This is a genomic window from Arthrobacter pascens, from assembly GCF_017052465.1.
In the GTDB taxonomy this organism is placed as follows: domain Bacteria; phylum Actinomycetota; class Actinomycetes; order Actinomycetales; family Micrococcaceae; genus Arthrobacter; species Arthrobacter pascens.
The window spans coordinates 62,521-87,394 of sequence record NZ_JAFHKT010000146.1 but is presented as its reverse complement, the minus strand read 5'-3'; the positions used below and the strand labels follow the sequence as shown (position 1 = coordinate 87,394).

General features: G+C 65.8%; 21 protein-coding genes. 8 read left to right on the top strand and 13 right to left on the bottom strand.

Annotation, left to right across the window (positions count from 1 at the left end; all coding sequences use genetic code 11):
* The first annotated feature begins 130 nt into the window (after positions 1-130).
* Positions 131-1,645, top strand: a complete 1,515-nt coding sequence (locus JYA52_RS16140) for an XRE family transcriptional regulator (protein WP_205654183.1) — start codon at positions 131-133, stop codon at positions 1,643-1,645.
* Positions 1,646-1,715: 70 nt separating this feature from the next.
* Here JYA52_RS16140 and JYA52_RS16135 read toward each other — a convergent pair whose 3' ends face one another.
* Positions 1,716-2,165, bottom strand: a complete 450-nt coding sequence (locus JYA52_RS16135) for a hypothetical protein (RefSeq protein ID WP_205654182.1) — start codon at positions 2,163-2,165, stop codon at positions 1,716-1,718.
* Between the two features lie 232 nt (positions 2,166-2,397).
* Here JYA52_RS16135 and JYA52_RS16130 point away from each other — a divergent pair, with 232 nt between their 5' ends.
* Positions 2,398-4,146 (top strand): pyruvate dehydrogenase, encoded by a 1,749-nt coding sequence (locus JYA52_RS16130; RefSeq protein WP_205654181.1) that lies wholly within the window; start codon positions 2,398-2,400, stop codon positions 4,144-4,146.
* A gap of 59 nt (positions 4,147-4,205) precedes the next feature.
* Here the strand turns inward: JYA52_RS16130 and JYA52_RS16125 are convergent, their stop codons facing one another.
* Positions 4,206-4,565 (bottom strand): iron chaperone, encoded by a 360-nt coding sequence (locus tag JYA52_RS16125; protein ID WP_205654180.1) that lies wholly within the window; start codon positions 4,563-4,565, stop codon positions 4,206-4,208.
* Positions 4,566-4,877: 312 nt separating this feature from the next.
* Between JYA52_RS16125 and JYA52_RS16120 the strand changes: the two genes are divergently transcribed.
* Entirely contained in the window at positions 4,878-6,149 is a 1,272-nt protein-coding gene (locus JYA52_RS16120; RefSeq protein ID WP_205654179.1) for a serpin family protein, read from the top strand.
* Positions 6,150-6,180: 31 nt separating this feature from the next.
* Here JYA52_RS16120 and JYA52_RS16115 read toward each other — a convergent pair whose 3' ends face one another.
* The 3 genes from JYA52_RS16115 to JYA52_RS16105 are packed head-to-tail and all read right to left on the bottom strand — an operon-like array spanning position 6,181 to position 9,324.
* Entirely contained in the window at positions 6,181-7,230 is a 1,050-nt protein-coding gene (locus tag JYA52_RS16115) for a TAXI family TRAP transporter solute-binding subunit (protein WP_205654178.1), read from the bottom strand.
* Positions 7,223-8,659, bottom strand: a complete 1,437-nt coding sequence (locus tag JYA52_RS16110) for a sensor histidine kinase (RefSeq protein ID WP_205654177.1) — start codon at positions 8,657-8,659, stop codon at positions 7,223-7,225. Before JYA52_RS16110 ends, JYA52_RS16115 begins: the two co-directional genes overlap by 8 nt.
* On the bottom strand, positions 8,656-9,324 hold the full coding sequence (locus JYA52_RS16105) for a response regulator transcription factor (RefSeq protein WP_205654197.1): 669 nt from the start codon (positions 9,322-9,324) through the stop codon (positions 8,656-8,658). The genes JYA52_RS16110 and JYA52_RS16105 overlap by 4 nt, the downstream gene beginning before the upstream one ends.
* Positions 9,325-9,665: 341 nt before the next feature.
* On the opposite strand from JYA52_RS16105, the gene JYA52_RS16100 reads away from it, so the two are divergent.
* Together JYA52_RS16100 and JYA52_RS16095 are read left to right on the top strand one after the other, a co-directional pair.
* Positions 9,666-11,060 (top strand): MFS transporter, encoded by a 1,395-nt coding sequence (locus JYA52_RS16100; protein ID WP_205654176.1) that lies wholly within the window; start codon positions 9,666-9,668, stop codon positions 11,058-11,060.
* A gap of 252 nt (positions 11,061-11,312) precedes the next feature.
* Positions 11,313-12,023, top strand: a complete 711-nt coding sequence (locus JYA52_RS16095; protein ID WP_205654175.1) for a queuosine precursor transporter — start codon at positions 11,313-11,315, stop codon at positions 12,021-12,023.
* A gap of 85 nt (positions 12,024-12,108) precedes the next feature.
* On the opposite strand, the gene JYA52_RS16090 is transcribed toward JYA52_RS16095, so the two are convergent.
* The 6 genes from JYA52_RS16090 to JYA52_RS16065 all read right to left on the bottom strand — a co-directional run bounded on the left by JYA52_RS16090 (position 12,109) and on the right by JYA52_RS16065 (position 17,800).
* Positions 12,109-13,050, bottom strand: coding sequence for a type IV toxin-antitoxin system AbiEi family antitoxin domain-containing protein (locus tag JYA52_RS16090; RefSeq protein ID WP_205654174.1), 942 nt, complete (start codon positions 13,048-13,050; stop codon positions 12,109-12,111).
* A 152-nt stretch (positions 13,051-13,202) separates the two neighbouring features.
* Positions 13,203-14,489 (bottom strand): tRNA guanosine(34) transglycosylase Tgt, encoded by a 1,287-nt coding sequence (gene tgt / locus JYA52_RS16085; protein ID WP_205654173.1) that lies wholly within the window; start codon positions 14,487-14,489, stop codon positions 13,203-13,205.
* A gap of 32 nt (positions 14,490-14,521) precedes the next feature.
* Positions 14,522-15,247: an SRPBCC family protein gene (locus JYA52_RS16080; protein WP_205654172.1), complete on the bottom strand. Its 726-nt coding sequence runs from the start codon at positions 15,245-15,247 to the stop codon at positions 14,522-14,524.
* 81 nt (positions 15,248-15,328) lie between these two features.
* A complete protein-coding gene (locus tag JYA52_RS16075; RefSeq protein WP_205654171.1) occupies positions 15,329-16,390 on the bottom strand; it encodes a DUF6707 family protein in 1,062 nt (353 codons plus the stop codon).
* Between the two features lie 87 nt (positions 16,391-16,477).
* Complete coding sequence (locus JYA52_RS16070; protein WP_205654170.1) at positions 16,478-17,017, bottom strand: NUDIX hydrolase family protein; 540 nt, start codon at positions 17,015-17,017, stop codon at positions 16,478-16,480.
* 66 nt (positions 17,018-17,083) lie between these two features.
* The gene (locus tag JYA52_RS16065; protein ID WP_205654169.1) at positions 17,084-17,800 is read right to left on the bottom strand and encodes a VOC family protein; all 717 of its coding nucleotides are present in this window, start codon (positions 17,798-17,800) and stop codon (positions 17,084-17,086) included.
* 94 nt (positions 17,801-17,894) lie between these two features.
* Between JYA52_RS16065 and JYA52_RS16060 the strand changes: the two genes are divergently transcribed.
* The 3 genes from JYA52_RS16060 to JYA52_RS16050 all read left to right on the top strand — a co-directional run bounded on the left by JYA52_RS16060 (position 17,895) and on the right by JYA52_RS16050 (position 22,109).
* Positions 17,895-18,506, top strand: coding sequence for a YdeI/OmpD-associated family protein (locus JYA52_RS16060; protein ID WP_205654168.1), 612 nt, complete (start codon positions 17,895-17,897; stop codon positions 18,504-18,506).
* Positions 18,507-18,726: 220 nt separating this feature from the next.
* Complete coding sequence (locus tag JYA52_RS16055; protein WP_205654167.1) at positions 18,727-20,307, top strand: glycoside hydrolase family 68 protein; 1,581 nt, start codon at positions 18,727-18,729, stop codon at positions 20,305-20,307.
* Positions 20,308-20,456: 149 nt separating this feature from the next.
* On the top strand, positions 20,457-22,109 hold the full coding sequence (locus tag JYA52_RS16050) for a glycoside hydrolase family 32 protein (RefSeq protein ID WP_205654166.1): 1,653 nt from the start codon (positions 20,457-20,459) through the stop codon (positions 22,107-22,109).
* Here JYA52_RS16050 and JYA52_RS16045 read toward each other — a convergent pair.
* Together JYA52_RS16045 and JYA52_RS16040 are read right to left on the bottom strand one after the other, a co-directional pair.
* A complete protein-coding gene (locus JYA52_RS16045; protein WP_205654165.1) occupies positions 22,106-23,281 on the bottom strand; it encodes an ABC transporter ATP-binding protein in 1,176 nt (391 codons plus the stop codon). The two genes, JYA52_RS16050 and JYA52_RS16045, sit on opposite strands and share 4 nt — an antisense overlap.
* Positions 23,278-24,870: an ABC transporter permease gene (locus JYA52_RS16040; RefSeq protein WP_205654164.1), complete on the bottom strand. Its 1,593-nt coding sequence runs from the start codon at positions 24,868-24,870 to the stop codon at positions 23,278-23,280. Before JYA52_RS16040 ends, JYA52_RS16045 begins: the two co-directional genes overlap by 4 nt.
* Between the last annotated feature and the right edge of the window lie 4 nt (positions 24,871-24,874).

Below are 24,874 nucleotides of genomic sequence, written 5' to 3'. Positions count from 1 at the left end.
CGGGTAGTGGTTCCGGGCTGACCGTCCCTGCGCCTTCGCAGTTCCGGCCAGCTTCCGGTGGGTGTTTCGTTCGTGACACTTACTTTTCTTTACTTTCCAAGGGCTTTCTAGAGGAAAATGCTGGAAAGAAATGCACTTCTTCCCGTATTCTTCAGAAATGTCGCCTTCAAGCTGGAACAGGGAAGTTTTGCAACCGCCGTCGTCGCCGCCAACGGCGGAACTGGACGTCATCTCGCTGGGCCGCCGGGTGCGTCATCTGCGCAAGCAGGCCGGCCTGACGCTCGATGACCTGAGTGCCGCCGTCGGGACCGCACCGAGCCAGCTGAGCCTCATCGAAAACGGCAAGCGGGAACCAAAACTCGGCCTGCTGCAACACCTGGCCGGGGCGCTCAACGTCGGCATTGACCAGCTGCTCGGAGCTGAACCGCCCAGTCGCCGTGCGGGCCTGGAAATCGAGCTCGAACGTTACCAGCGCGGACCCCTCTACGAGTCCCTGAACCTGCCGAAAATCCGCATCAGCTCGCGGTTGCCGATGGATGTCCTGGAGGCCCAGGTGGGGCTGCTGCAGGAACTCGAACGCAAGATGAACGAGCAGGTGGCCACACCGGAAGAGGCCCGCCGCGCGAACGGCGAACTGCGAGCGATGATGCGTGAACGGGGGAACTACTTTCCGGAGTACGAGGCCGAGGCGCAGAAGGTGCTCAAAGAGGTCGGTTACACCGCCGGCCCACTGAGTCAGCACGTCATCGCAGACATCGCGGCTCACCTCGGATTCACCCTTCACCACGTGGGCGACTTGCCGCATTCCACGCGTTCGGTAACCGACTTGAAGAACCGCAAAATTTACCTGACGCAGGGTGAACGGCAGGACCACGATCCCCGGTCGGTCCTCCTGCAGGCCCTGGGACACTACGTCCTGGGCCATGAAACTCCCCGCAACTACGGTGATTTCCTGGCCCAGCGGGTGGCCACGAACTATTTCGCCGCGGCCCTCCTGCTGCCGGAACAGGCCACCGTGGAATTTCTGCAAAAAGCCAAGGCCGCTAAGGAGATTGCGGTCGAGGACATCCGCGACGCCTTTGCGGTGTCCTACGAGACGGCCGCCCACCGCTTCACCAACCTGGCCACGAAGCACCTGGGCATCACCACGCATTTCCAGAAGACACACCAGAGCGGGATCATCTACAAGGCCTACGAGAACGACGGCGTGAACTTCCCGCAGGACCACACGGGTGCCATCGAGGGGCAGCCGTCCTGCAAGGCCTGGACCTCGCGCGCAGTGTTCGACGTGCCCGACAAGTTCAGCGCCTACAGCCAGTACACGGACACTCCGTCGGGCACGTACTGGTGCACGGCACGCACCGACCGGTCGGCGAACGGGCAGTTCTCGCTGAGCATCGGGGTTCCGTACCAGCACGTGAAATGGTTCCGGGGACGGGAGACGACGGCGCGGGCAACATCAAACTGCCCGGATCCCAACTGCTGCAAGCGGCCGCCGGCCTCGCTGACCTCGCAGTGGGCGGGCAATGCCTGGCCTTCCGCACGGGCCCACTCCCACCTCCTCGCCGCCATGCCGCCGGGGGCCTTCCCCGGGGTGGACGAGACCGAGGTGTACACCTTCCTGCAGGCCCACTCGGGGAACTGAGGTCCGTCGAGTGGCCCACCGAGCTGACCGACGCTCCCTCACTTCCTGCGGGTTTTCGGCGGACGCTCCCTCATTCGTTGAGAATCCCGTGGTAGAGGACGCCATGCAAAACCTGGTGGCTTTCGGCAGTGCCGGACCAACGGCCCGTGTCCCTCAGAAAATGCATGTATTCAAACAGGACGGCGCAGAAAAAGGATGCTAATTCGGCATCATGCTCATTGAGAGACTCCACATATTCAGCGACGAGACCGGGGTCCATGGCGGTCACTGCGGCCGCGCCAGAGATTTCGGCGTAAATCGGAAAGAATGCGGTCAGCTGCTCCAAGACGACAACGAGGTCTGGCAATATCCCGTGCTCCCAGTGCCAACACACGAAAGCGGGGATCAGGGAATTCAGTTCCTGAGCGCTTTGAAGCGACGCGAGAGCGGCTGCAGGATTTGAGCCATAAACCGGCTTGCCGGCACAGGGGCCGCTGCTGGAGTTCCGTCTTGCCGGCTGGCGGCGGGATTTCTTAGCCAAGTCGATCCTCACTAGGGGTTGGGCAACGGGCGGGATGCCGTTCCAGAAACGCTATGAGCGAAGAGCGCCGGGCTTCAACGCCGGCCAGCGCTATGTGGATATCGGGCCGATCCGCCCTGCCTGCAGCCGGAGACAGTCGCCGGAGACGACGGCCAACTTGGAACCGCCCCGAGGTGCCCGGACTATATTGGCCCTGTCAGGCTCATCAATCTGATCGCGGGAGCGTGCACTCATGGCCAAGGAACTTGCAAACCAGCTCATCGAACAACTTCAGGCTGCCGGAGTGCAGCGCATTTACGGGATCGTCGGGGACAGCCTCAACCCGATCGTGGATGCCGTGCGCCAGACGGGCGGCGCCTCCAACGGCGGGATCGACTGGATTCACGTCCGGCACGAAGAGGCGGCAGCTTTCGCCGCAGCGGCTGAAGCCCAGCTGACCGGCCGGCTCGCCGTCTGCGCTGGCTCCTGCGGCCCCGGGAACCTGCACCTGATCAACGGGCTGTACGACGCCAACCGCTCGGGCGCGCCGGTCCTGGCTATTGCGTCGCACATTCCCAGCAAACAGATCGGCAGTTCCTACTTCCAGGAAACCCACCCGGACCGGCTCTTCAATGAATGCTCGGTGTACTCCGAGCTGATCAGCACAGCCGAACAGGCTCCCCGCGTCATGCACAGCGCCATCCAGCACGCCGTCGGGCTCGGGGGAGTCGCCGTCGTCACTCTTCCGGGCGACATCGCCGGGCTGGAAGCAACAGCCGACACGCCGCTTCCTGCGGCGTTCGTCCCCGCGGTCCTGGTCCCGGCGCCGGAAAGCGTCAGGATGTTGGCCGACGCAATCAACTCGGCGGGGAAAGTTGCCATCTTCGCGGGAGCCGGCGTGCAGGGCGCCCACGATGAGGTGATCGCCCTGGCCGGGTTGATCGGGGCGCCGATCGGCCATTCGCTCCGGGGCAAGGACTTCATGCAGTACGACAACCCGTACGACATCGGCATGACGGGCCTGCTGGGCTACGGCGCCGCCGCCGAGGGCATTGAGGACGCGGACCTGCTGATCCTGCTGGGCACCGATTTTCCGTATGACCAGTTCCTTCCAGGCACGCGCACGGCCCAGGTGGACCGTGCCGCCCACAAACTCGGGAGGCGGACCGACGTCGACATCGCCGTCCATGGCGACGTGCTGCCCACGCTTGCCGCCCTTTTGCCCCTCATCACACCGAAAAAGAGCCGCCGATTCCTCGACCAGATGCTCAAGAAGCACGACCGGCTCATGAACAAGGCCGTGGGCGCCTACACCCGCAAAGTGGAAAAGAAGGAGCCTATCCACCCGGAGTACGCCGCCTCCTTGCTGGACCAGGTGGCTGCCGAAGACGCCGTCTTCACCGCGGACACCGGGATGTGCAACGTCTGGACTGCTCGGTACATCAACCCGCTGGGCACCCGCCGGCTGATCGGATCGTTCCTGCACGGCTCCATGGCCAATGCCCTGCCGCATGCAATCGGCGCGCAGTTGGCCTATCCCGGGCGCCAGGTGGTTTCGGTGTCGGGCGACGGCGGATTGTCCATGCTGCTCGGCGAGCTCATCACGGTCGCCGCCTACCGGCTGCCGGTAAAAGTAGTGGTGTTCAACAACTCCACACTGGGCATGGTCAAGCTTGAGATGCTGGTTGACGGGCTGCCTGACTTCGGCGTCGATGTTCCCGACGTCAACTACGCGGCCGTGGCCCAGGCTCTCGGCTTTCATTCGGTCCGCGTCACGGATCCGGCCCGGATCGGGCAGGCCTACCGTGAGGCGTTCGCACACCCGGGACCGGCGCTGGTGGAACTCATCACCGACCCCAAGGCACTGTCGATTCCGCCGAAGATCAAGGGGGCACAGGTCCTGGGCTTTGCCACGGCGATGTCCAAGGTGGTCCTGAACCGTGGCGCCGGCGAGGCCGTGAGCATGGCCCGCAGCAATCTCCGAAACATCCCGCGGGGCTAGTTTTCGGAACAAACGACGACGGCGCTGCCGCCCCGGTTTCGTGGCGGCCCGGCGACGTTTTACTTTCCGCCGCGCCGCTCCGCGGCCAGCCGCGCCGACACCTGGCCGATGAGTTCGTACGGAACAGGCCTCCCCAACGGAAACTTCAGCGTGCCCTTGGCCGCCAGGTACGGTGCGATCTCGCGCTTGAACGCATCATCTCCGCGGGGAACAGGATAGACGGAGACGTGGTGTTTCCAGGCTGCGAAGTACACCACGTAGTGCCCGTTGAGAGTGATAGTTGGAATGCCGTAGCTGATCATCTCGCCAGCGCCGGGCACGGCCGCATGGGCGCGCGTCCGGATTTCCTGAAGGATCGGCTGCATGTCGGCGGGTTGCGATGCGATGTAATCGTCAACGCTGGAGAAATGCTGTGCCATCCGTCGCTCCTCCCTAACCGGGTCCCGCCGGCACCGGACTTGCTGCGCGCCCGGTGTGTCTCGAGGATACGCCGGAACGTGCAGGAAGTGAGGGAGCGTTGGCCCGGCACCCGCAGGAAGTGAGGGAGCGTTGGCCCGGCACCTGTAGGAAGTGAGGGAGCGTTGGGAGGAAGGGTGCGAAAGGTGAGGGAGGGTGGGGCCGAGACCGAAACGACAACAAACCGTGACCGGACAGGCATCGATAGTGTCGGGCCCTGGTGCTTGACTGTGGACAAGCGATTATCCGCTGACTGTCTGAGGACTAGGACGGCGATGAAGAGGATTCGAGTGGCTAAATTGGTGGCGGCCTCGGCCGTGGTGGCTCTGACCGCGTGCTCGGCGCCGCAGCCGGGGCTCCTGAAGGCCGCCGGCGTCGACCGCGTTTCCGTTGACCGCTCGGTGTACTCAGCCGAACTGAGGTCTCTCCGGGACTCCGCCCTGACGCTCGGGGAGGCGCTGCTGGCCGACGGCGGTGACGGCGCGAACGGCAACGTGGTGGCCTCGCCGGGCAGCCTGCTGATTGCCCTCGCCATGCTCCGCGCGGGGGCGTCGGGCGGGACGGCGGCCGAGATGGACGCGGTCCTGAAGCTTCCCGCGGAACACCGCGATGAAGGCATGAACGCGCTGCTTGCGTCCCTGGAAAAGTACGACGGCGACCCCGCCTCCGTGGACGAGGCGAACCCGCCGCGAAAGCCGGTAATGCACCCGGCGAACGGGCTGTTTGTGGACACGGGGGTTACCACCGGCGCCGCCTACCTGGACACGCTGGCCCGGCACTACGGCACAGGCGTTTATCCGGTGGACTTCAGTGATGAGGCGGCCACCAAACCTGCCATCGACGCGTGGGTGGACAAGAACACGGGCGGCCGGATCAAGGAGGCTCCGGCAAAGTACGACCGCCGAAACACCTTCAGTCTCCTCAACGCGCTGTATTTCGCCGCCGCGTGGAAGGCCCCATTTGATCCGAACAACACCTCTGACCTGCCGTTCACCACAGCTGAGGGCAAGGAGGTTACCGCTCCTGCCATGCACAGCATGCTCCAGATGAAGTACGCGGAAGGCAAGGGCTGGCGGGGTGTGGACCTTCCCTACGCCGAGGGGTTCGTGATGCGGCTGGTCCTGCCGGCCCCAGGCGCCGGCCAGGGAACGGTGCTGGGCGCGGAAGCGCTGGTGGACATCGCCGGAACCATGGACTCCGCACCGCTGCAAACGGTCCAGATCCAGCTGCCGCGGTGGGACCACAAATGCAGTTTCGACCTCCGCAAGGTCTTCGAGTCGTTGGGCCTGCGGAAGACGCTCACCACCACCGAGGACTTCAACAACATCCAACCCGCGATGGCCATCACCCAGGCCGCGCAGGCGGCCAATGTCACGGTCGCGGAGAAGGGAACCGTGGCTGCCGCGGTGACGCAGATCAATGGCATGGTCACCAGCGCGCCGCAGCCGGAACGGACCATCGAGTTCGACAGGCCCTTCCACTACCAGGTTGTTCACGTCGAAACTGGCCTGCCGCTGTTCATGGGCACCGTTGCGGATCCGCGCTGAGCGCAGGCGCCGCTGTCGATGCGCCAAGGGGTTAGCCGTGCAGTGTCCTGTACGCAGCCGCAGCTGCGGGATGCAGCGGCAGTCCCGCCGTGTTGATGAGCGACTCCGGGCTCAGGAACTGCAGCCCCAGACTGGACCGCGGGATGAGCTCCTGGGCATGGTCCACCAGCAGTTCGACGGTCTTCTTCACGGTGCCGTCATCCAGATCGTTTCGGCACAACAGCAGGTTGGCCACTCCAACGGTCCACACCGCCGGGGTGCCTTCGTAGCCGCCCTCGGGGATCAGCACCCGGTCGTAGAAGACGCCGTACCGTGTCCGCATTGCCGGGATCAGCGCAGAGAGGTCGAGGAATGCGAGGCCGGCTTCCTTGTTGGCGGCAGCGATGGCGGCTGTTGGCACGCCTCCGGACCAGAATAGGGCATCCACTGAACTGCCCTGTAGCGCGTCAAGCCCGTCGTTCAGCCCGAGATTCACGACGCTGATGGTTTTCTCACGGGCACGGGCACGGGCACCGGCACCAGCCTGGGCCCCAGCACCGGCGCCGGCAGGGGCGGAGGCCAGCCCGGCGGCGTCGATAAGGCGGGGCGTGATCAGTGAAGTCCCCGAACCGGGCTGGCCAACCGCGACGGTCCTCCCGGCAAGGTCGGTAAAGTCACGGATGCCGCTGTTCTTCCGGACGACGCAGTGGACGTAGTTTTCATACACCTTTCCGAGGGCGGCAATTCCGACATCTGACGTGCCCGTGGCTGCCAATTGCTGAGCCGCTGCGTCCGCGAGTGCGACGGCGAAGGTGGCCTTGCCGGTCAGAAGGTGCTGCAGGTTGTCCAGGCTGCCCCCCGTGGTCAGCGCCACGGCATCGTCCGTTACCCCGTGACGCTGAAGGGACTCGGCAAGCAGTGTTGAAAACTCGAGGTAGAAGCCTCCCGGCTCACCCCCTGCCACGGTGAGCGTGCCCGGACGGTTCTCCGGCGTGCATGCACCAATGGCCGGCAGCAGCACGCCGGCCAGGCCCGCCGCGAGCCCGGCTTTGAGGACCGTCCTCCGCCGCGGAAGTCCGCATGCGCCGGTCACGTCAGCCATGCGGATGCTCCTGACCGGGCGGGGTCGGCGAGGAGGGAAACTCGAGGCCTGCAATCAGGCCGTGGGGTGGCCGCTCCGCCAGCAGCAAACGGCCGCCGTTCGCCCCGGCGAGCTTGTCGACGATGGTCATGCCCAGGCCGTTGCCGCGAATCTCGCGGGTGCGCGGTGACCGCCAGAACCTGGTGGTGGCCGCGGCCCTTTCCTCCGCCGAGAGTCCGGGACCGTCGTCGGACACCTCGACGACGGCGGCTCCGGGACGCCCGCGGACAGCAACGGAAATGTGGGCGCCTGGGGCGTATTTGATCGCGTTGTTGAGAAGTTCCCCCACCATCTGGGAGAGTTCGGCGGCGTTGCAGGCCAGTTGCATCGGCGGATCGGGTGGTCCCTCGAGCAGGATTGTGGCTCCGGCGCGCTGCGCGGCGGGTCCGGCCCGTTCGACTTCTTCCTGCAGCACCGGGTAGGGGTCGATGAGGGCGTTGTTCCCGCCGGAAGCGGGGCCAAGGGCGCTGCGTGCGGAATCCTCGAAGGCCCGGTGCTCGGCCGCCGCCAGCTTCAGCACTCCGTCCAGGATCTCCTCCACCCGTTCAAGTTCTGCCAGTACTCCCGCGGCCGCGGCCTGTTCCCTGGCTGTCTGCAGTTCCAGCTGCAGCAAATCGATCCGCAGCCGCAAGGCGCCCACCGGATTGCGCAGCTGGTGGGACGTGTCGGCTATCAGCTGGCGCTGGGAATCGATGCTTTCGCTGACGGTCCGCGCCATCGTCGTGAAGGAGCGGCTCAGTTGCCTCAGTTCCGGCGGGCCGTCCTCGGGAAGATGGCTCGTCCGGCCCGTTGTTTCGAGTTCGGTGACCGCCGTGTTCAGGCGATGGACGGGACGCAGCACCCATCGGGTCACGCGCGCCGCCCCCAGGAGGAGCAGCGCCCCGAGTGCGGATGCCGCAAGTCCGACGACGAGCCACCGCTCCCGCAGTTTCTGCCGGGCCGCCTCCGTGTTGACTTCGAGGACGGCCTCGCCAAGGACCTGGCTGGCGCTTCCAAAGGACCTGGAGATCACCTCCGAGCCGGTTCCGAACGGCTGCAGCGGGGTGAGCGTGGTGTCGCTGAGGTTCAGGTTCGCGCTCGCCACGGCGTCCCGGACATCTGCCCGGTCCTCGTTCAGGCCGCCGGAGCGCAAGGTGCCCTGCTGGAGCCGGATCAGAATTCCCTCGTCGTAAAGCGCGGAGTACCTGTCCATCTCTCGCTGGAGCTGGGTGGAATCACCGTCCAGCGCGGCGTCATACGCCACCTGCGCGAACCGGTTGAGCGCTGCCACCCGGTTGATCTGGAGTTCTTGGGTGAGCTCACGGCTGGCTGACATCAGGATGGCGTTGGAGACGATGATGACCATGAGTACGGACAGCAGGCTGAGGACGCCCAGGACACGCAGTTTCACGCGGGATTTGCCTCGATCCGGTAGCCGACGCCGCGGACGTTGATGATGAAGCCTGGCAGCTGCAGTTTTGCCCGCAGCCCCGTCAGGTGCACGTCGAGGGACCGCGAGGACGCGAGGAACGCATCACCCCACAACGCATCCAGGATCTGTTCCCTGGTGACCACTGAACCTGCATGGCCGGCCAGCAGCGCGAGGAGATCGAATTCGGTGGCCGTCAAGGGCAGCACGCGTGAGCTGAGCGCCGCCACGCGCCGGTCGACGTCGATCTCGAGATCTCCCAGCACAATGCTGTGTTGCCTTGTCCCGCCGAAACGGCCTGCGCGCCGGGTGACAGCCTCGATGCGGGCAAGCAATTCAACGAGTTTGACCGGCTTAACGAGGTAGTCATCGGCCCCGGACCGCAGCCCCAGCACCACACTCCGCTCATCGTCGCGGGCGGTGAGGATCAGGATGGGACAGGGCGTGACCTGGCGGAGCTTCCGCAGCACCTCGAGGCCGTCAATATCCGGAAGCCCCAGGTCCAGCAGGATGACCTCGAACTTTCTGTGGACCAGGAGGGCGTCAGCTCCCCGGGACACCCTGGTGGCTCTGTGGCCTGCGGAAATGACGGCTGCGTCAAGAGCGGCCGCCATGGCGTCGTCGTCCTCGACGATGAGCACTTCCATGGCCTGGTCCCTTTGTCGCTGGTCGGTCATGCGCGTCAGCGCACGCATCAGTCTGCCCGCTTTGGAGATTACCCCTTCTCCCGCATTTTTGCGTTGCGCCGGTGGCCGGGCACCGGCCGAGCCGGTGACGGGCAGGGCAGGGCGGGAAAACCTAAGGAAGTGTTAGGAAATCCCCGTCCACGTTGGTTGTGCCTTGCATCACCAATAGTTTGGATGGGTTCCTCCGCTGATCAGGGGGACTGTCAACGTCGAGGAGGAACCATGAGCAAAGTTGCCATGGACAGCACGAAAGTATGCCCGGAACGGCCGCCGGTAGCGGCGCCGGCAAGGAAGGTTCAGTGATGAGCGCCCAGCAAGCCGTGACCCAGAACGAGGCAGCCCAGACCCGCAGGGCCGTGAGCAACATCCTCAAGGGCTCCGCAGGCAACCTCGTGGAGTGGTACGACCTCTACGTCTACACAGTCTTCGCGGCCTACTTCCAGTCCCACTTCTTCAACTCCAAGGACGAGCTCCAGGCCGGCCTCGAGGCGATGGCTGTCTTCTCGACGTCGTTCCTCATGCGCCCCATCGGCAGCTGGTTCTTCGGCCGCTATGCCGACCGCAACGGCCGCAAGGCTGCCCTGACACTCAGCGTGACCATGATGTCGGCCGGTTCGTTCGCGATCGCGATCCTGCCCACGACCCAGCAGATCGGCGTCTGGGCACTGCTGCTGCTCATCCTCGTGCGCCTGGTCCAGGGCTTCTCCGTGGGCGGCGAATACGGCACCAGCGCCACGTACATGTCCGAGGCCGCCACCTCCAAGCGCCGCGGCTTCTTCTCCAGCTTCCAGTACGTCACGCTGATCGGCGGACAGATGCTGGCCCTGCTGGTCCTCGTCATCCTGCAGAACACCATGGGCAAGGACGTGCTGACGGAGTGGGGCTGGCGCATTCCGTTCGCCATCGGCGGCGTCGCCGCGCTTGTGGTCCTGTGGCTGCGGCGCTCCATGGAAGAGACTGTCTCCGAGGAGCAGGTGGCCGCTGCCAAGGCACCCGTTGCCGCCGGCGAAGCCCGGCCCGGCACCATGAAGCTGCTGTTCACCCAGCACTGGAAGCCGCTGCTGATCTGCATCGGCGTGACCCTCGGCGGCACGGTGGCGTTCTACACGTACACGAACTTCATCCTGAAGTTCATGAACGATACGTCGGGCATCGCCAAGACCGACACCTCCGTCATCAACTTCTGGGCCCTGCTCATCTTCATGCTGCTCCAGCCCGTCTACGGCATGATCTCGGACAAGGTGGGCCGCAAGCCGTTGCTGCTCTGGTTCGGCATCGGCGGTGTGCTCTTTACCTGGCCGCTGCTCTCCACGCTCGCCGGCACCAAGGATCCGTTCACGGCATTCCTGCTCATGATGGGCGGCCTGCTGATCGTTGGCGGCTACACCTCCATCAACGCCCTGGTCAAGGCCGAGCTGTTCCCCGCCTCCATCCGCGCGCTCGGCGTCGGGCTCGGCTACGCCATCGCCAACTCGCTCTTCGGCGGGACCGTTCCGCTGATCGGTGCGGCGCTGCAGAAGGCCGGCCAGGTGGACCTGTTCTTCACCTACGTCACCGTGGCCACCGGACTCTCGCTGCTGTTCTACATCTTCGCCCTGAAGAACAAGAAGGCCACGCACCTGGACCGCGAGCAGGGCGACGCCTGGTCCCAGGCGCCCAAGGACGAGGACAAGGACAAGGACCTCGTCAACGCCTAGCGTTGGCGGAAAACGCGGACAGTACGACGGCGGGCGGCCGGCTCAGCGGTGACCTTCGGGTCCCGGAGCCGGCGGCCCGCCGTCGTCGTTGCCGCAGGCGCACACCCGGCAGGGCCTCGCGCCCGGGGTGAGAGAATGGGTGCGGTTCCGGCCGGCCAGCCCGGCGGGATCCGTCCAGTGCTAATACAGCCGGCTGCCGCACCTGTTTCCGTGGATACGGCAGCCGAGCGAACCACTATGAATGGAACACCCATGACTTCCGCCCAGACTTTTCCGGCCTCAGCGCCGCCGAAGTTCGCTTCGATCGGCTCGCCCTACTTCGGCATCATGCTCGCGGTCATGGCCGTGGTGCTGATCCTGTCCAACATCGGGGCATCAAAGGGCGTGGCTCTGGGTCCCGTCGTCACGGACGGAGGCTTCTTCCTCTTTCCGTTGGCCTACATCCTGGGTGACGTCATCAGCGAGGTGTACGGGTTCAAGGTGGCGCGCAAGGCCATCATCACCACGTTTGCGCTGTCAGTGTTCGCCTCGGTTTGCTACTGGATCATCATCGGGCTGCCCGGCTTCGACGACGAGTTCGGCGCCTCCAAGCAGGCCGCCCTGGAGGGGGCGCTGGGCCCCGTGCCGCAGATCGTGCTCGCCTCAATGCTCGCGTTCCTCGCGGGCCAGACCATCAACTCCTGGATCCTCGTGAAGATGAAGGCCCGCTCGGGCGAGAAGTCCCTCTGGGCCCGCATCATGAGCTCCTCGGTGGCCGGTGAGTTTGTGGACACCCTGATCTTCTGCAGCATAGCCGCGTCCGTGATCGGCATCACCGACGTCGGCATGTTCGCGAACTATGTGGTGGCCGGGTTCCTCTACAAGACGCTCGTTGAATTCCTCTTCGTGCCGGTGACGGCCCTGGTGATCGGCTGGGTCAAGAAGCGCGAGCCGAGCTACGGCGCGGTGGCCAGGGCGGCGTAGCCCACCTGCTCGCCGAGGTCGCCGGAACATGTCGAGGTCGCCGAAAGACTACGGCGACCTCGCAGGTTTCCGGCGACCTCGCGGCTCACGTGCGTGGACGGCCGGCTAAGGCACGGAGCAGGCGGTTCTTGAATTCCGCCTCGTTGAACAGGTCCTTCCATTCGATCCGGATAAAGATCCAGCCTTGCTCCATGAGCGCCTTTTCGCGCCGACGTTCCGCAAAAAGGACCTCGCCGGTTGGCTGGTAGTCGAAGTACTTGGTCTTTCCATCGAATTCGAGCGCGACCTTCTCCTTCTTCCACGCGAGGTCCAGGCGGTGACGTCCGGTCCGGCTTACGACCTCCACCTGCGGCTCTGGTGGTTTGATCCTGAGCCGTAGGATCAGGTCCCGGGCCAGCGTTTCGCCGGGGGACTCGGACCGCGGATCGGCCGTTTCGAGGACTCGGCGGAATGTCCGGATTCCCCGGCGCCCATCAAGAGAGTCAGCCATCGCTTGCAGGACTCCCCGGTCCGCCCCGAGGCGCAGGGCATGATCCATGACTATGAGTGCCTGCCGGTAGTTGAGCATCATGGAGCAGTCTGCGGCGGTCCGCTCCAGCGAAGTCGTCCGGAGCCCGTCCACTGTAGTCACCTCGTGCTCACCGAAAGGGCGGGTGTGGCAGCGGACGTCCCTGCCGTGGCGCTCATTTGATGGACGTACCCGCTGCAGGAGGTGGATGAGGTCGTCCACGTTCCACAGAAAGAACTGGTGCAAGCGCGCGGAGGATGTGTGGCTGTACACGAAGCGGCCGGTCGACGTCGTACGCGTTCCGTGAGCGTGCGCGTAGATTAGCTGCCGGCTGCGGACTTCCCGTGACTGGGTGTTCCAAAGACTGGCGCGGACGTAACACCCGTAGCGGACCCTGACAAGTGCACCGGACGCCGCCAGAAGCTTGATGGCACGGGCGCTGTACCCCAGATCGAGGAGTTGCTCAGTGCGCCAGAGGTTGCCCGATGCCGGGAGTTCCGGGGTGCTGTTAGGTGGCATGGGACAAGCTTCAGGTGCCGCAAAAGCTCCCGGAAGGTCCCGCCGTCGTTATGTGGAAAACGCGGGCACGCCGGAAGGCTGCGAATTCGCCGTAGCCTTCCGGCGACCCCGGGCGTGTCCGGCGATTTCGACGGGCGCCGTGGCTCCGGGGCCTAGGCGTAGTACCGGCGCAGGGTCTCGGCCTTGAAGTCGAAGAAGGAGCCGTCCTCGATGGCGAGCCGGGCGTCGTCGACCATCTTCACCACAAACCGCTCGTTGTGGATGGAGATGAGCGTGGCGGACAGCATCTCCTTCGCCTTGAAGAGGTGGTGGATGTAGGCGCGGGAGTAGTTCAGGCAGGCGTAGCAGTCGCAGCCCTCCTGCAGGGGACCGAAGTCGCGCTTGTACTTGGCGCCGGACAGGTTGAACCGTCCATCGGGGGTGTAGAACGCGGAGTTCCGCGCCACCCGTGTGGGGGAGACACAGTCGAAGGTGTCGGCGCCGTTTTCGATGGCCGTGAAGATGTCGTCCGGCTCGGAAATCCCCAGCAGGTGCCGCGGCTTGTTCTCCGGAAGTTCCTCGTTGCACCAGCGCACAATCGTGCCGAGGTTCTCTTTTTCCAGCGCCCCGCCGATCCCGTACCCGTCGAAGGCCATGGCACCCAGGTCCCGGCAGGCCTTCCTGCGCAGGTCCTCGTACTGGGCACCCTGGATCACGCCGAACAGGGCCTGGTACGGCTTACCCGCCCGGGAGTTGGTCAGCCGGAAGTGTTTGTCAAGGCAGCGCACCGCCCACAGCCGCGTCCGCTCCAGGGATTCCACCTGGTAGCCGCGGGAGTTCTGCAGTGTGGTGAGCTCGTCGAAGGCGAACATGATGTCCGCCCCGATCTGGTGCTGGACCTGCATCGAGATTTCGGGCGAGAAGCGGTGGCGGTCCCCGTTGAGGTGGCTCTTGAACCACACGCCGTCGTCGTCCACGTGGGCCAGCCGCTCTTTGCCGGCGGCCACGGCGTCGTCGGGGCCGGATTGGTCCACGGATTTCATGTCGATGACCTTCTTGAAGCCCGAGCCCAGGCTCATCACCTGGAAGCCGCCGGAATCGGTGAAGGTAGGGCCGGACCAGTTCATAAAGGCTCCCAGCCCGCCGGCCTCGTCCAGGACGTCCGGCCCCGGCTGCAGGTACAGGTGGTAGGCGTTGGCCAGGAGTGCCTGGGCCCCGAGTTCGGCCATGGACTCGGGGAGCACGGACTTCACGGTCGCCTTGGTTCCGACTGCGATGAAGGCCGGCGTCTGGATCTCGCCGTGGGGCGTCGTGATGGTGCCGGTCCGGCCCAGGAACTCGCCACCATTGGCGGCGTTCTGCTCAGCGGAGGGGCGGCACGTTTCAGTGAGCCGCTTGCCGACGCGGAAGGAAAACTCCGACTGGCGGGCGGGCGGCACTTGTTCAGGATTGGCTGGCACGGTTCAAGTGTGCCAGCTCAGCGATCGGAGTCTCAGTGGATGGGCTCCGATGTGGGGTAGTTCTCAGAGCGCCAGTCGTCCCACAGGGTGCGGATTGTCTCCAGGCTGTGGGCGCCCAAATCGTAGGTCGAGATGATCACCATTGACCCGCCGTCGGGCCTGACCTCGGGAATGACGGGCTGGTCCGCCACGATCAGCAGGCCATCGCCGTGCTCGGCGTAACTGTGCACGGTCAGCCCGACCTGGTGGTTCGATTTGTACCAGACCTTGCCGGAGATCTCCTCGCCCGTGCCCAGGGTCAGGGAATAGTCCTCGCCGCGTTTCGGCACCTCCTGGAGCCCGAGTTTCTCGATGGCTGAGCCCCCGCTTCCAGGAACCGAGAAGAACATGGTGTGACGCTTTCCATGCGGATGCCGCTCCAGCGCAAACCTGAGCTGCTGGAGGAATGTGAGCCAGCCCTGGGTGATGTCCTCGTCCCAGGCCGCCCACTCAGAGTTGTGGTCCATCGCTGCCCGGGTCACGCTGACCTCGGTCCCGGTGGGCACAGGCTTCAGCGTGAACACGTCGCCGCCGTCGACTGTCAGCGAGGTGTGGTCAGGGCTCTCGACCACCGTGCTGTTGAAGTAGATCTCGTTGACTTCCGCTGCCAGGTCGTCGGCCTGCCAGCCGTGCCATTGGGCAACTTTGGCGGGTTCACGCAGCATCGTCCAAACCTGCGGCGCGTCGGAGTTGATCACAACGCTCAGATTGTTCGTCATGGCCCGAATTTACAACTTCGGCACAGCCGCGGCTAGAGCAAAACCGCAATCAACACCCTGCCTTTGCCGGCCGCCGCGCCCCTATCCGCGGACCGACTCGAGTTCGTTCGCGATCCGCCGTTCCAGCTCGCCCGCGCTGATGGTCTGCGATCCGCCATGTGCACGCAGGAAGAGCAGCGACTCCAGGCGCAGCAGGCGCCACTCGCGCTCGGCCTCGGCGTTGGAGTTGTCCATGGACCGGAAAATCTCTTTGTCGTACAGGTTGGGCTCGTTCAGGGACCGCTGGCGCACCCTCGCCTGCATACGGGCCTTGAACGGGTCCGTCTCCTGGTTGTCGGGCGCCCGGAGCAGCTTCTCGTAGACGGCCGCTCGCTCCTTCTGGCCGGTCTGGCGGCAGATGTACGTGGAAAGTGCGAGCGATGCCTCCACGGATGACCAGCGGCCCGGGTTTCCGTCGAAGGGCAGCACGTTCAGGAGGTCCGCCACGGCGAGCGCGCCGTCCGCGTCCTTGAGCATGACGAACAGTTCGTGGGCGAGGTCGCTGAGGTCCTTCAGGCAGCTGCCGGACTTCGTGTTGATGCCCTTGACCAGCTTGTCGGCCAGCAGCAGTACACCGACGGAATCCGGATGCGCCTCCGCCACGGTCTCGACCACGGATTCCGGAGTACCGGAAGGCTCCGGAATGAGGTCCAGGTCCTCTGCGCTCGGCCCGACAACCGCGGGCGTTGAGGCCGGCAGGGGAGGAACGACGACGGCGGCAGGCGCCGGGGGCCGCGCGGCCGCCCCGCCGTGGTTCCCGACCACCTGAAGCGGGGCAGCGGCGTCGGCATCCTGGGCGGTGTCCGGACGGGTTCCGTCCGGCGTGGCGGCGCCACGCAGGTCCGGCATGTCCTCAACCGCGTCATCTTCCGGGGCGGACCCCGCTGCCTCGATCCGGACGGAGGAACCGGCGGCAATCCGCAGCATGCCGCCCCCGGTCAGGGTTGCGAGCACGATGGCGGGGGCGCCGAAGTCGTCGTTCTCAATCTCCACGGAGTGGACTTCGGCCGACCTGAGGCCGTCCGGCAAAAGAAGGTGGTCGCCCGTCTGCAGAGACCCCGCCTGCTGTTCGCGGTAGGTCTGGGCAGCTGGTACGTGGTTCATCGGGAGTCCTTAAGTTCTCTTGCGGTCCGCCCAACAGTCTACTAAGGAGGCAGTGCGAAGTCCGGGAGGCGGCGGCCTCAGGGCCCGTCAGCCGCCGACGCCGGCGAACGCCAGGGCCTGGCGCACGAGTGCCCCGCGGCCGCCGCTGAACTCCAGCTGCACGTCTTCGCTCAGTACTTCCTGCGGAGTCATCCAGGTCAGTTCCAAGGCGTCCTGGCGCGGATCGCATTCGCCCGTGACGGGGATGATGTAGGCCAGCGAGACGGCGTGCTGGCGGTCGTCGGTGAAGCCTGTCTGTGACGGCGCGGGGAAATACTCGGCCACCGTGAAGGGCACCGGGCTGATGGGCAGCTGCGGGAAAGCGAGCGGGCCGAGATCCTTTTCCATGTGGCGCAGGAGCGCGGCGCGGATGGTTTCGCGGTAGAGCACCCGTCCGGACACGAGGGAACGGACCATGGTGCCGTCGGCATCCGCCTGCAGGAGCGTGCCCACCTCGTTCACGAACCCCAGCGGGTCGAGCCGGACCGGCACGGCCTCGACGTAAACCATGGGGAGCCGTCCACGGGCCTCGAAGAGGTCCTCGTCGGAGAGCCAGCCGGGATTGGGATCGGGGGTGCGCACGTTCATGGTTAAGTTCTACCCCATCACCGTGCATCCGGCCGCCGACGCGTGGGATCTCCGCTCTGAGCGGAGTCAGTGCCGGGCGGAAACCCAGAGCGCCGGACCGCCAGCGCCCGCCAAATCGGGGTTGGCCACGTGCAGCGTCCGCCCGAAAGCCTCTTCCGTCATGCTGACCTGGTGGCCCGCGGCGGCCAGCCGGTCCCGCAGCGCGGAGAGGTCGCCGGTGTACTCGAAGCCCAGTCCGGACCGGGCGGTACCGTTTCCGGGACGCACCATGAGCACGCCGCCGTTTTTTGCGGTGAAGTCAGCGGTTTCGTCGTCATCCGGCACCGGGCGGGGCCGGGCGCCGATGCTCCGGAGCGTCTCGGCCGCCGCGGTGGTGTCTTCGGTGAACCAGACCGCGACGACCGACAGCCCCAGATCCGCGTCGGCGCACTGTGCGAAGTGGGCGGCCTTGTCCGCCAGGAAGCTGAAACCGTCCCGGCCCGTGATTCTGCAGGAGTCGCCGATATCCGCCGGTATCAGCTGGGCCGGGGTGCTTCCGGACTCCAGGCCGGCCAGATTGGTGCGGCGGGCGAACTCCTCCAGGTCGCCCACCTCGACGCCGAACGACGAGGTGCCGTCGTTCTCAGCGCCGGCGGGGACATGCTGGAGCGCAAGCCTGCCAGACGCGGCGTCGAATTCCCGCCATGTGTCGTCGTGAAGGGTTTTGATCATTCCCAGGTCGGTGAGGAGCCGCTCCCACTGTTCCAGGCGTGAGGTGAAATGGATGGGGCGGACACGCAGCATTGGATCTCCCGGGTGAAGGCTGACGAAGAATTGTTGGTGACATGGCCATAATGCCACGCCTTGAATAAGGAGTCCCGTGGAGCAGAATGGTGCCATGGCCACTGAACTCGAGGAACTTCTGGTGAGGGATGCCGCCGAATGGCGCACCTGGCTGGAACAGCACCATGCCACCAGTCCGGGAGTGTGGCTGGTGCTCCACAAGAAGGGTGGCAACACCACTGAACTGGACTACGAAGCCGCCTTGCAGGAGGCCCTGTGCTTCGGCTGGATCGACGGCCAGGCAAGAAAGCGCGACGACGAGAGTTCCTTCCAGCGGATGACGCGCCGGGGGCCCAAGAGTGTCTGGTCGGCACGGAACGTGGACCGCATCGAAAAGCTCGAGGCCGCCGGCAGGATGGCTGACGCCGGCCGGGCCGCCGTCGACGCCGCCAAAGCGGACGGCCGCTGGGAGGCGGCATATTCAGGCCCGGCCACAGCCGAAGTGCCAGAGGACCTCGCGGCTGCCATTGCTGCGGTTCCCGAGGCGCAGGCCATGTTTGACGTCCTCAGCTCGGTCAACCGCTTCGCCCTGATTTACCGCACCAACTCGGTCAAGCAGGCCTCCACACGGGCACGGAAGATCGCCGGTTTCGTGGAGATGCTGGCCCGCGGCGAGACGCCCTACCCGCAGAAGAAGCGTCCGGCAGGCCAAGCAATTAACCCTTGACCTCTCCAGAGGCGGACTGCTAGACCTAAATTGTCGCGCCGCCGGATGCTCTTCGGCCAGCCGACTCTCGGATCCTGGTCATCGCGGACCAGATTGAAAACGACATCCCCGGCAGAATGGCCTGCGCTTTGCGCCCAGCGGTGCAGGCTGACGCACGGGATCACGCCGGCGAATCAGACGCCGGACGTTCTCTTATTGCTGCACCTTTTGAGGAACCATCATGCCCTCAGCGAGTTCCACCCTGCCCGGAAACAGGCGTTTCCGGCTTCTAACGGTCTTTGGGACCACACTGTCACTGCTTTTTGCCACGCTGCTCGGCGCCCCGGCCGCCAGCGCGAACATCCAGGCTGATCCGCCGTCCAGCGAAGTACTTCCGCCACCCACACCCGGATTTGCCTTCCCCACCCCGCACTCCCAGGAGGCGCACGAGCCTGAGGACAAGTTCACCGCGAAGTGGACCCGTGCCGACGCGCGGCAGATCATGGCCCAAAGCGACGCCAACGTGGAAACCGGCGAAAACTCCATGAGCCCGGCCGTGACCATGCCCGAGATTCCGCGGGACTTCCCGGAAATGAACGACAAGGTCTGGGTATGGGACACCTGGTCGCTGACTGACGCGGAAGCCAACCAGTTGAGCTACAAAGGCTGGGACGTCATCTTCTCACTCGTCGCTGACCGGAATGCCGGCTACAACTTCGACCAGCGCCACTGGAATGCCCGCATCGGCTACTTCTACCGCAAGACCAGTGCTGACCCGTTCAACGACCCGTGGATCTACGGCGGTCACCTTTTCCCTGACGGACAGTCAATCGGCAACACGGAATGGTCCGGCTCCACCAGGCTGGTGGCCCGCAACCGGGTCCAGGTGTTCTACACGGCAACCACCTTCACCGACAGGGATGCACGTAACCGCGGCGGCGGAGGCGCACCTCCTGACGCTGCCATCGCCACGGCCTTGGGCAACATCAGCGCGGACAGCACGGGCGTTCGCTTTGCCAACTTCCAGCACACGAAGCTGCTCGAGCCCGACGGCGTGATGTACCAGACCAAGGAGCAGAACCCGGGCTTCGCCTTCCGCGACCCGTTCACGTTCGAGGACCCGGCCCATCCGGGCAAGACCTTCATGGTCTTCGAGGGCAACACGGGCGGCAAGAAGGGTGACTACCGCTGCAAGGCCGAGGATCTTGGCTACCGCGCCGGAGACCCGTACGCCGAAACCGTGGCCCAGGTGAACAACGCAGGCGCCTACAACCAGACCGCCAACGTGGGACTGGCTGTGGCGGACAACGCCGCGCTCACCAGGTGGCACTTCCTGCCGCCGATCCTGTCCGCGAACTGCGTCAACGACCAGACCGAGCGCCCGCAGATCTTCATCCAGGAGGAAAACGGCGACACCAAGTACTACCTGTTCACCATCAGCCACCAGTTCACCTATGCAGCCGGCATGCGCGGTCCCGACGGCGTCTACGGCTTCGTGGGCGACGGCATCCGCTCCGACTACCAGCCGATGAACAACAGCGGCCTGGTCCTGGGATCCCCGACGGACCTGAACCTGCCTTCGGAACAGCCGGAAGCGCCGACTGAGGGCCAGAACGGCCGCCAGTTCCAGGCCTACTCGCACTACGTGCAGCCCAAGGGCCTGGTGCAGTCGTTCATCGACAACGTGGACGGACGCCGGGGCGGAAGCCTCTCACCGACCGTGAAGATCAACTTCCGCAACGGTGTGTCGGAAGTCGACCGGACCTACGGTCTCAATGGCCTTGGCCCGTTCGGTTACCTGCCCACGAACGTCCACAAGTAACAACCTCTGAATCAGGGAGACGAGGCCAGTGACAGCGTTCCCGGAATCCCCGGGGACGCGGCAGCGGTAAAATTGAATCTGGCCAGTGAGCGCCGGCAGCAGCCACGGGGCCCTGCCGGCGCTTCACCATTCTCCGACGATCGGCGGACATGCAGCGTTACTCCCTACGAAAACTCGGCCCCCGCGCCAGCTGGATCGCGGTGGCTGCCGTCCTCGCTGCCGTGCTGGCCGTGGCCGCGGCGATAGCAGTGGGGAGCGGACCAGACGGCGGCGCGCCGCGGGAAACGACGCCGGCGCCGGCCGGGCCCAACTTCGGCCGTCCCGAGGGGGCGTCGCAGTTCCGGCCGGCCTACCACCTCACGCCGGAGAAGGAATGGATGAACGACCCGCAGCGGCCGTTCCTGCTGGACGGCGTCTGGCATTACTACTACCTCTACAATCCCGACCATCCGGAGGGGAACGGCACGGAGTGGTTCCACGTCACCAGCACCGACCTGGTGCACTGGAAAGACGAGGGGGTGGCCATCGAGAAATTCAAAAACGGCCTGGGAGACATTGAAACCGGCAGCGCGGTCGTGGACACCGACAACACCGCGGGCTTCGGCAAGGACGCCGTCATCGCCGTGATGACGCAGCAGGACAAGGGCGTGCAGAGGCAATCCCTGTTCTACTCGACGGACAAGGGCTTCAGCTTCAAGCCTTACGAGCGGAATCCCGTCATGGACAACCCCGGAGCACAGCACTGGCGGGATCCGAAGATCATCCGCGATACCGCCAACGGGCAGTGGGTCATGGCCCTGGCAGAAGGGGAGAAGATCGGTTTTTACACCTCGCGCGATCTCAAGGACTGGCGGTATGTCTCGGCCTTTGAGCGCCGGGGGCTGGGAATCCTCGAATGCCCGGACCTGTTCCAGCTGGACGTCGACGGCGATCCCGCCAAGCGCACCTGGGTCCTCGCCGCGAGCGCCAACGGCTCCGAGGAGGGCCGGACCACCGGCGTGGCCTACTGGACGGGGAACTGGGACGGGACCACTTTCACGCCTGCTGACGATCGGCACCAGTGGCTCGACGCCGGATCGGACTTCTACGCGGCCGTCACCTGGGATGATCCCCGGCTTCCGGAGGGCCAGCGGATGGCGTCCCGCCATGCCATCGGCTGGATGAACAACTGGGCCTACGCGCGCGATCTGCCCACCGCTGACTGGCAGGGCGGCGCCGATTCGATAGTGCGGGACATCCGCCTCAAGACAGTCCGCGGCAAGCCAACCCTGGTGTCCAGTCCCAGCAAGGCCTTGTCGGTTCTGGAAGGTGCCGCCGAGACCGTCACCGGCCGGCGCGTCACGGAAGACGGCGCGGGGGAGCTTCCGGTGCCCGGAAGCGGGGCGTACCGGCTGGATGTGACCCTCGAAAGAGGTCCGGACGACGACGCGTCCGAAGCCCAGCTCCGGTTCGGGAGCGGCTCGGCGGAGTTCGCCACGGTCGGCTACGACTTCGAGGACGGGAACGCGTTCGTGACGCGCTCCGCCGTGGTCCCGGGAGTCGAGTCGCTCGGCTCCGTTTTCACCGACCGCCGGTCAGCCTCCAGTCCGCCGCGCGGCGGATCGGCACCCGGCCGGGGGACTGTGGAGCTGACCGTGTTCGTGGACTATTCCTCCGTCGAGGTCTTCGTCAACGGCGGCGAGCAGACCCTGACCTCGCTGGTCTTCCCGCGGGAGGGCCAGCACACCGTCGCCGCCGCCACGGCAGGCGGCAGCGCAACCCTGAAGTCGTTCAAGTACACACCGCTGGCCACCGCCGGCTAAGTGGACGGTCCGTCGCCGTTGACCGGAAATGCGACTGCCTCGCCCACGACGCGCAGGCAGAGTTCCATGCCCGGCTGGGCGATGGAGGCGTTCCAGTGCCGGATGGTGATCACTTCCCCGCCCCCCGGGTAACGGTGGTCCGGCATGGCTCCTGCGAGCTTCGGGGGCACGGCCAGCTTCAGCCGTACGGTGGTTTCGGGCCCGAAGTAGTCAGTGTCCACCACCACGCCGCGGATGTTCCCGTCCTCGGCAATGCGGATCTGCTCGGGACGCAGCATCAGCTGCACGCGGCCCTGGGCCGGAGGACGGCGCACGGGGATGCCGCCCAGCGAACACGTGGCCAGCGAGCCTTCCATCCATGCGTCGAGGATGACGGCGTCGCCCAGGAATTCGGCGGTGGCCCGGTCGGCCGGGCGCGTATAGACCACAAACGGATTGCCAATCTGCGCGAGCTTGCCGCCGCGCATCACGGCCACCTGGTCGGCGAAGGACAGGGCCTCCGCCTGGTCATGCGTTACGAGGATCGTGGTCACGCCGGCCTCATTCAGCACTTTCGCCACGGCGCGGCGCGTGGCCACCCGGAGCCCGGCGTCGAGGGCGGAAAACGGCTCGTCCAGCAGCATGAGTTCGGGCTCACGGGCCAGGGCGCGTGCCAGGGCCACCCGCTGCTGCTGGCCGCCGGACAGCTGGTGCGGCCGCCGCTTGGCCATGGCCGTGTCCAGGGACACCATCTCCAGCAGTTCGGCAACCTTGGCCGCAACAGCCCGCCGCCCGCCGTCGAGCTTTGAGGCGCTCAGCCCAAAAGCGATGTTCTGCCCCACCGTCAGGTGCGGGAACAGGGCACCGTCCTGGGCCACATACCCGACGTGCCGCTTGTGCGCAGGTTTCCACACACCGTCGCCGGCAACAGGGGACCCGTTCAGCAAAATGCTGCCGGTGCCGGGATGCTCGAACCCGGCGATCAGGCGCAGCAGCGTGGTCTTGCCGGAACCGGACGGTCCCACGATCGCGGTGGTGCCGCCCCTGGCCACCGACAGATTGACGCCCTTGAGGACTGCCTGCGAACCGAAGTCCTTGGTGACGTCCTCGATCACCAGATGGCTGTTGGTGGTGGGAGCCACGGACGGCGAGATCCGCGGTTCCGGAACCCTGGAAGGCGATTGTTCGGTCACTGTCCCGCTACTTTCTTGGACTGCTGGAAGAGCAAATACGTCATGGGTGCTGAGATGACGATCATCAGCAGTGCGTAGGGCGCCGCGCCGGCATAGTCGATTTCGCTGCTCTTGGTCCAGAATTCCGTGGCGAGCGTGCGGGTGCCGTTGGGGGAGAGGAGCAGCGTTGCGGTGAGCTCGTTGACGATGGCCAGGAACACCAGGGCGGCCCCGCCGGCGGCTGCCGGGGCCGTCAGCCGCAGCGTGACACGGATGAAGGCCAGCAGCGGCGGCGTTCCCAGCGCCTGGGCTGCCTCGTCCAGTTCCTTGGGTGCCTGGGCCAGCCCGGCCCGGATGTTCACCAGCGCCCGGGGGAGGAACAGCAGCACATAGGCGGCGATCAGCACGCCCGCCGTCTGGTACATCTCAGGCACCAGCCGGATGCTGACGGTCACGAACGCGAGGCCCACCACAATTCCCGGCATGGAGCTGGTGATGTAGTTGGACAGCTCCAGGGCCTTGCTGAACCAGCCGGGGTGGCGCACGGCCAGGTAGGCCATGGGGAAGGCCACCACCGTGGTCACCAGGGCGCCGCCCAGCCCGTAGCCGAGGGTCTGCAGGAGTGCGGGGACGAGCTCGTCAGCCGCCCAGATCTCCGCACCGCCAGCCATGATCCACCGCAGCACGAAGGCCAGCGGAAGCCCGAACGCCAGCGCGGTGAGCGCCGCAAGGAACAGCTGCGCGGGCATCTGATAGGCGTGCAGGGGCAGCCGGAGTGCCTTGGCCTGGGCGCCCGAACCCACTTTTGCGTAGCGGGCGGTGCCCCGGCTCCGGACCTCGGCCAGCAGCAGGAGGAGGCAGAAAAACACCAGCACGCTGGCCAGCATGTTTCCGGCCGTGCCGTTGAAGGTGGACTGGTACTGCACCATGATGGCCGTGGTGAAGGTGTCGAAGCGGATCATGGCGAACGCGCCGTATTCGGCCAGCAGGTGCAAAGCCACCAGGAGGGCGCCGCCGGTCATGGCGATCCGCAGCTGCGGCAGGACAACGCGGAAAAACGCCCGCCAGGCGCCCAGCCCCAGGGACGCGGCGGACTGTTCGATGGCCGGATCCAGACGGCCCAGTGTTGCCGCGGCGGGGATGTACACGAGCGGAAAATACGAGAGCGTGGCGATCAGCACGCCGGAGAACAGGCCCTGCAGGGACGGAACGGCCGACACCCAGGCGTAGCTGTTCACGAAGGCGGGGATGGCCAGCGGCGCGGCCAGGAGCACGGCCCAGACTTTGTGCCCCGGCAGCGTCGTACGCTCCACGAGCCAGGCTCCGCCGACACCGAGGACCAGGCACAGCGGCACCGTGAACACCGTGAGCAGCACCGTATTAAGGAGCAGTTCCCCCACCCGCTCGCGGAAAATCAGCGCCGCGGCTGTCTCCCAGCCGGTCGCCACGGTCATGAAGACGACGTAGCCGAGCGGGACGAGCGAAAACAGGGCGATCAGCACCGCCAGGACGGCGACCGCAGAAACGCCGAAAGGCGGGCGGGGGCGCTTGCCCCGGCCCGCCGTCGTCGTGCGTCCGGAAACCTCCGGTGCCGATGCCTGCGTGGTCACAGAA

Excerpts from the sequence above, each read along its gene's own strand:
- JYA52_RS16125 (WP_205654180.1), bottom strand. The coding sequence starts at position 4,565 with ATGGCACAGCATTTCTCCAGCGTTGACGATTACATCGCATCGCAACCC.
- JYA52_RS16105 (WP_205654197.1), bottom strand. The coding sequence starts at position 9,324 with ATGGAAGTGCTCATCGTCGAGGACGACGACGCCATGGCGGCCGCTCTT.
- JYA52_RS16080 (WP_205654172.1), bottom strand. The coding sequence starts at position 15,247 with ATGACGAACAATCTGAGCGTTGTGATCAACTCCGACGCGCCGCAGGTT.
- JYA52_RS16140 (WP_205654183.1), top strand. The coding sequence starts at position 131 with ATGCACTTCTTCCCGTATTCTTCAGAAATGTCGCCTTCAAGCTGGAAC.
- JYA52_RS16130 (WP_205654181.1), top strand. The coding sequence starts at position 2,398 with ATGGCCAAGGAACTTGCAAACCAGCTCATCGAACAACTTCAGGCTGCC.
- JYA52_RS16090 (WP_205654174.1), bottom strand. The coding sequence starts at position 13,050 with ATGCCACCTAACAGCACCCCGGAACTCCCGGCATCGGGCAACCTCTGG.
- JYA52_RS16070 (WP_205654170.1), bottom strand. The coding sequence starts at position 17,017 with ATGAACGTGCGCACCCCCGATCCCAATCCCGGCTGGCTCTCCGACGAG.
- JYA52_RS16115 (WP_205654178.1), bottom strand. The coding sequence starts at position 7,230 with ATGGCTGACGTGACCGGCGCATGCGGACTTCCGCGGCGGAGGACGGTC.
- JYA52_RS16060 (WP_205654168.1), top strand. The coding sequence starts at position 17,895 with ATGGCCACTGAACTCGAGGAACTTCTGGTGAGGGATGCCGCCGAATGG.
- JYA52_RS16100 (WP_205654176.1), top strand. The coding sequence starts at position 9,666 with ATGAGCGCCCAGCAAGCCGTGACCCAGAACGAGGCAGCCCAGACCCGC.
- JYA52_RS16050 (WP_205654166.1), top strand. The coding sequence starts at position 20,457 with ATGCAGCGTTACTCCCTACGAAAACTCGGCCCCCGCGCCAGCTGGATC.
- JYA52_RS16095 (WP_205654175.1), top strand. The coding sequence starts at position 11,313 with ATGACTTCCGCCCAGACTTTTCCGGCCTCAGCGCCGCCGAAGTTCGCT.
- JYA52_RS16120 (WP_205654179.1), top strand. The coding sequence starts at position 4,878 with ATGAAGAGGATTCGAGTGGCTAAATTGGTGGCGGCCTCGGCCGTGGTG.
- JYA52_RS16075 (WP_205654171.1), bottom strand. The coding sequence starts at position 16,390 with ATGAACCACGTACCAGCTGCCCAGACCTACCGCGAACAGCAGGCGGGG.
- JYA52_RS16055 (WP_205654167.1), top strand. The coding sequence starts at position 18,727 with ATGCCCTCAGCGAGTTCCACCCTGCCCGGAAACAGGCGTTTCCGGCTT.
- JYA52_RS16065 (WP_205654169.1), bottom strand. The coding sequence starts at position 17,800 with ATGCTGCGTGTCCGCCCCATCCATTTCACCTCACGCCTGGAACAGTGG.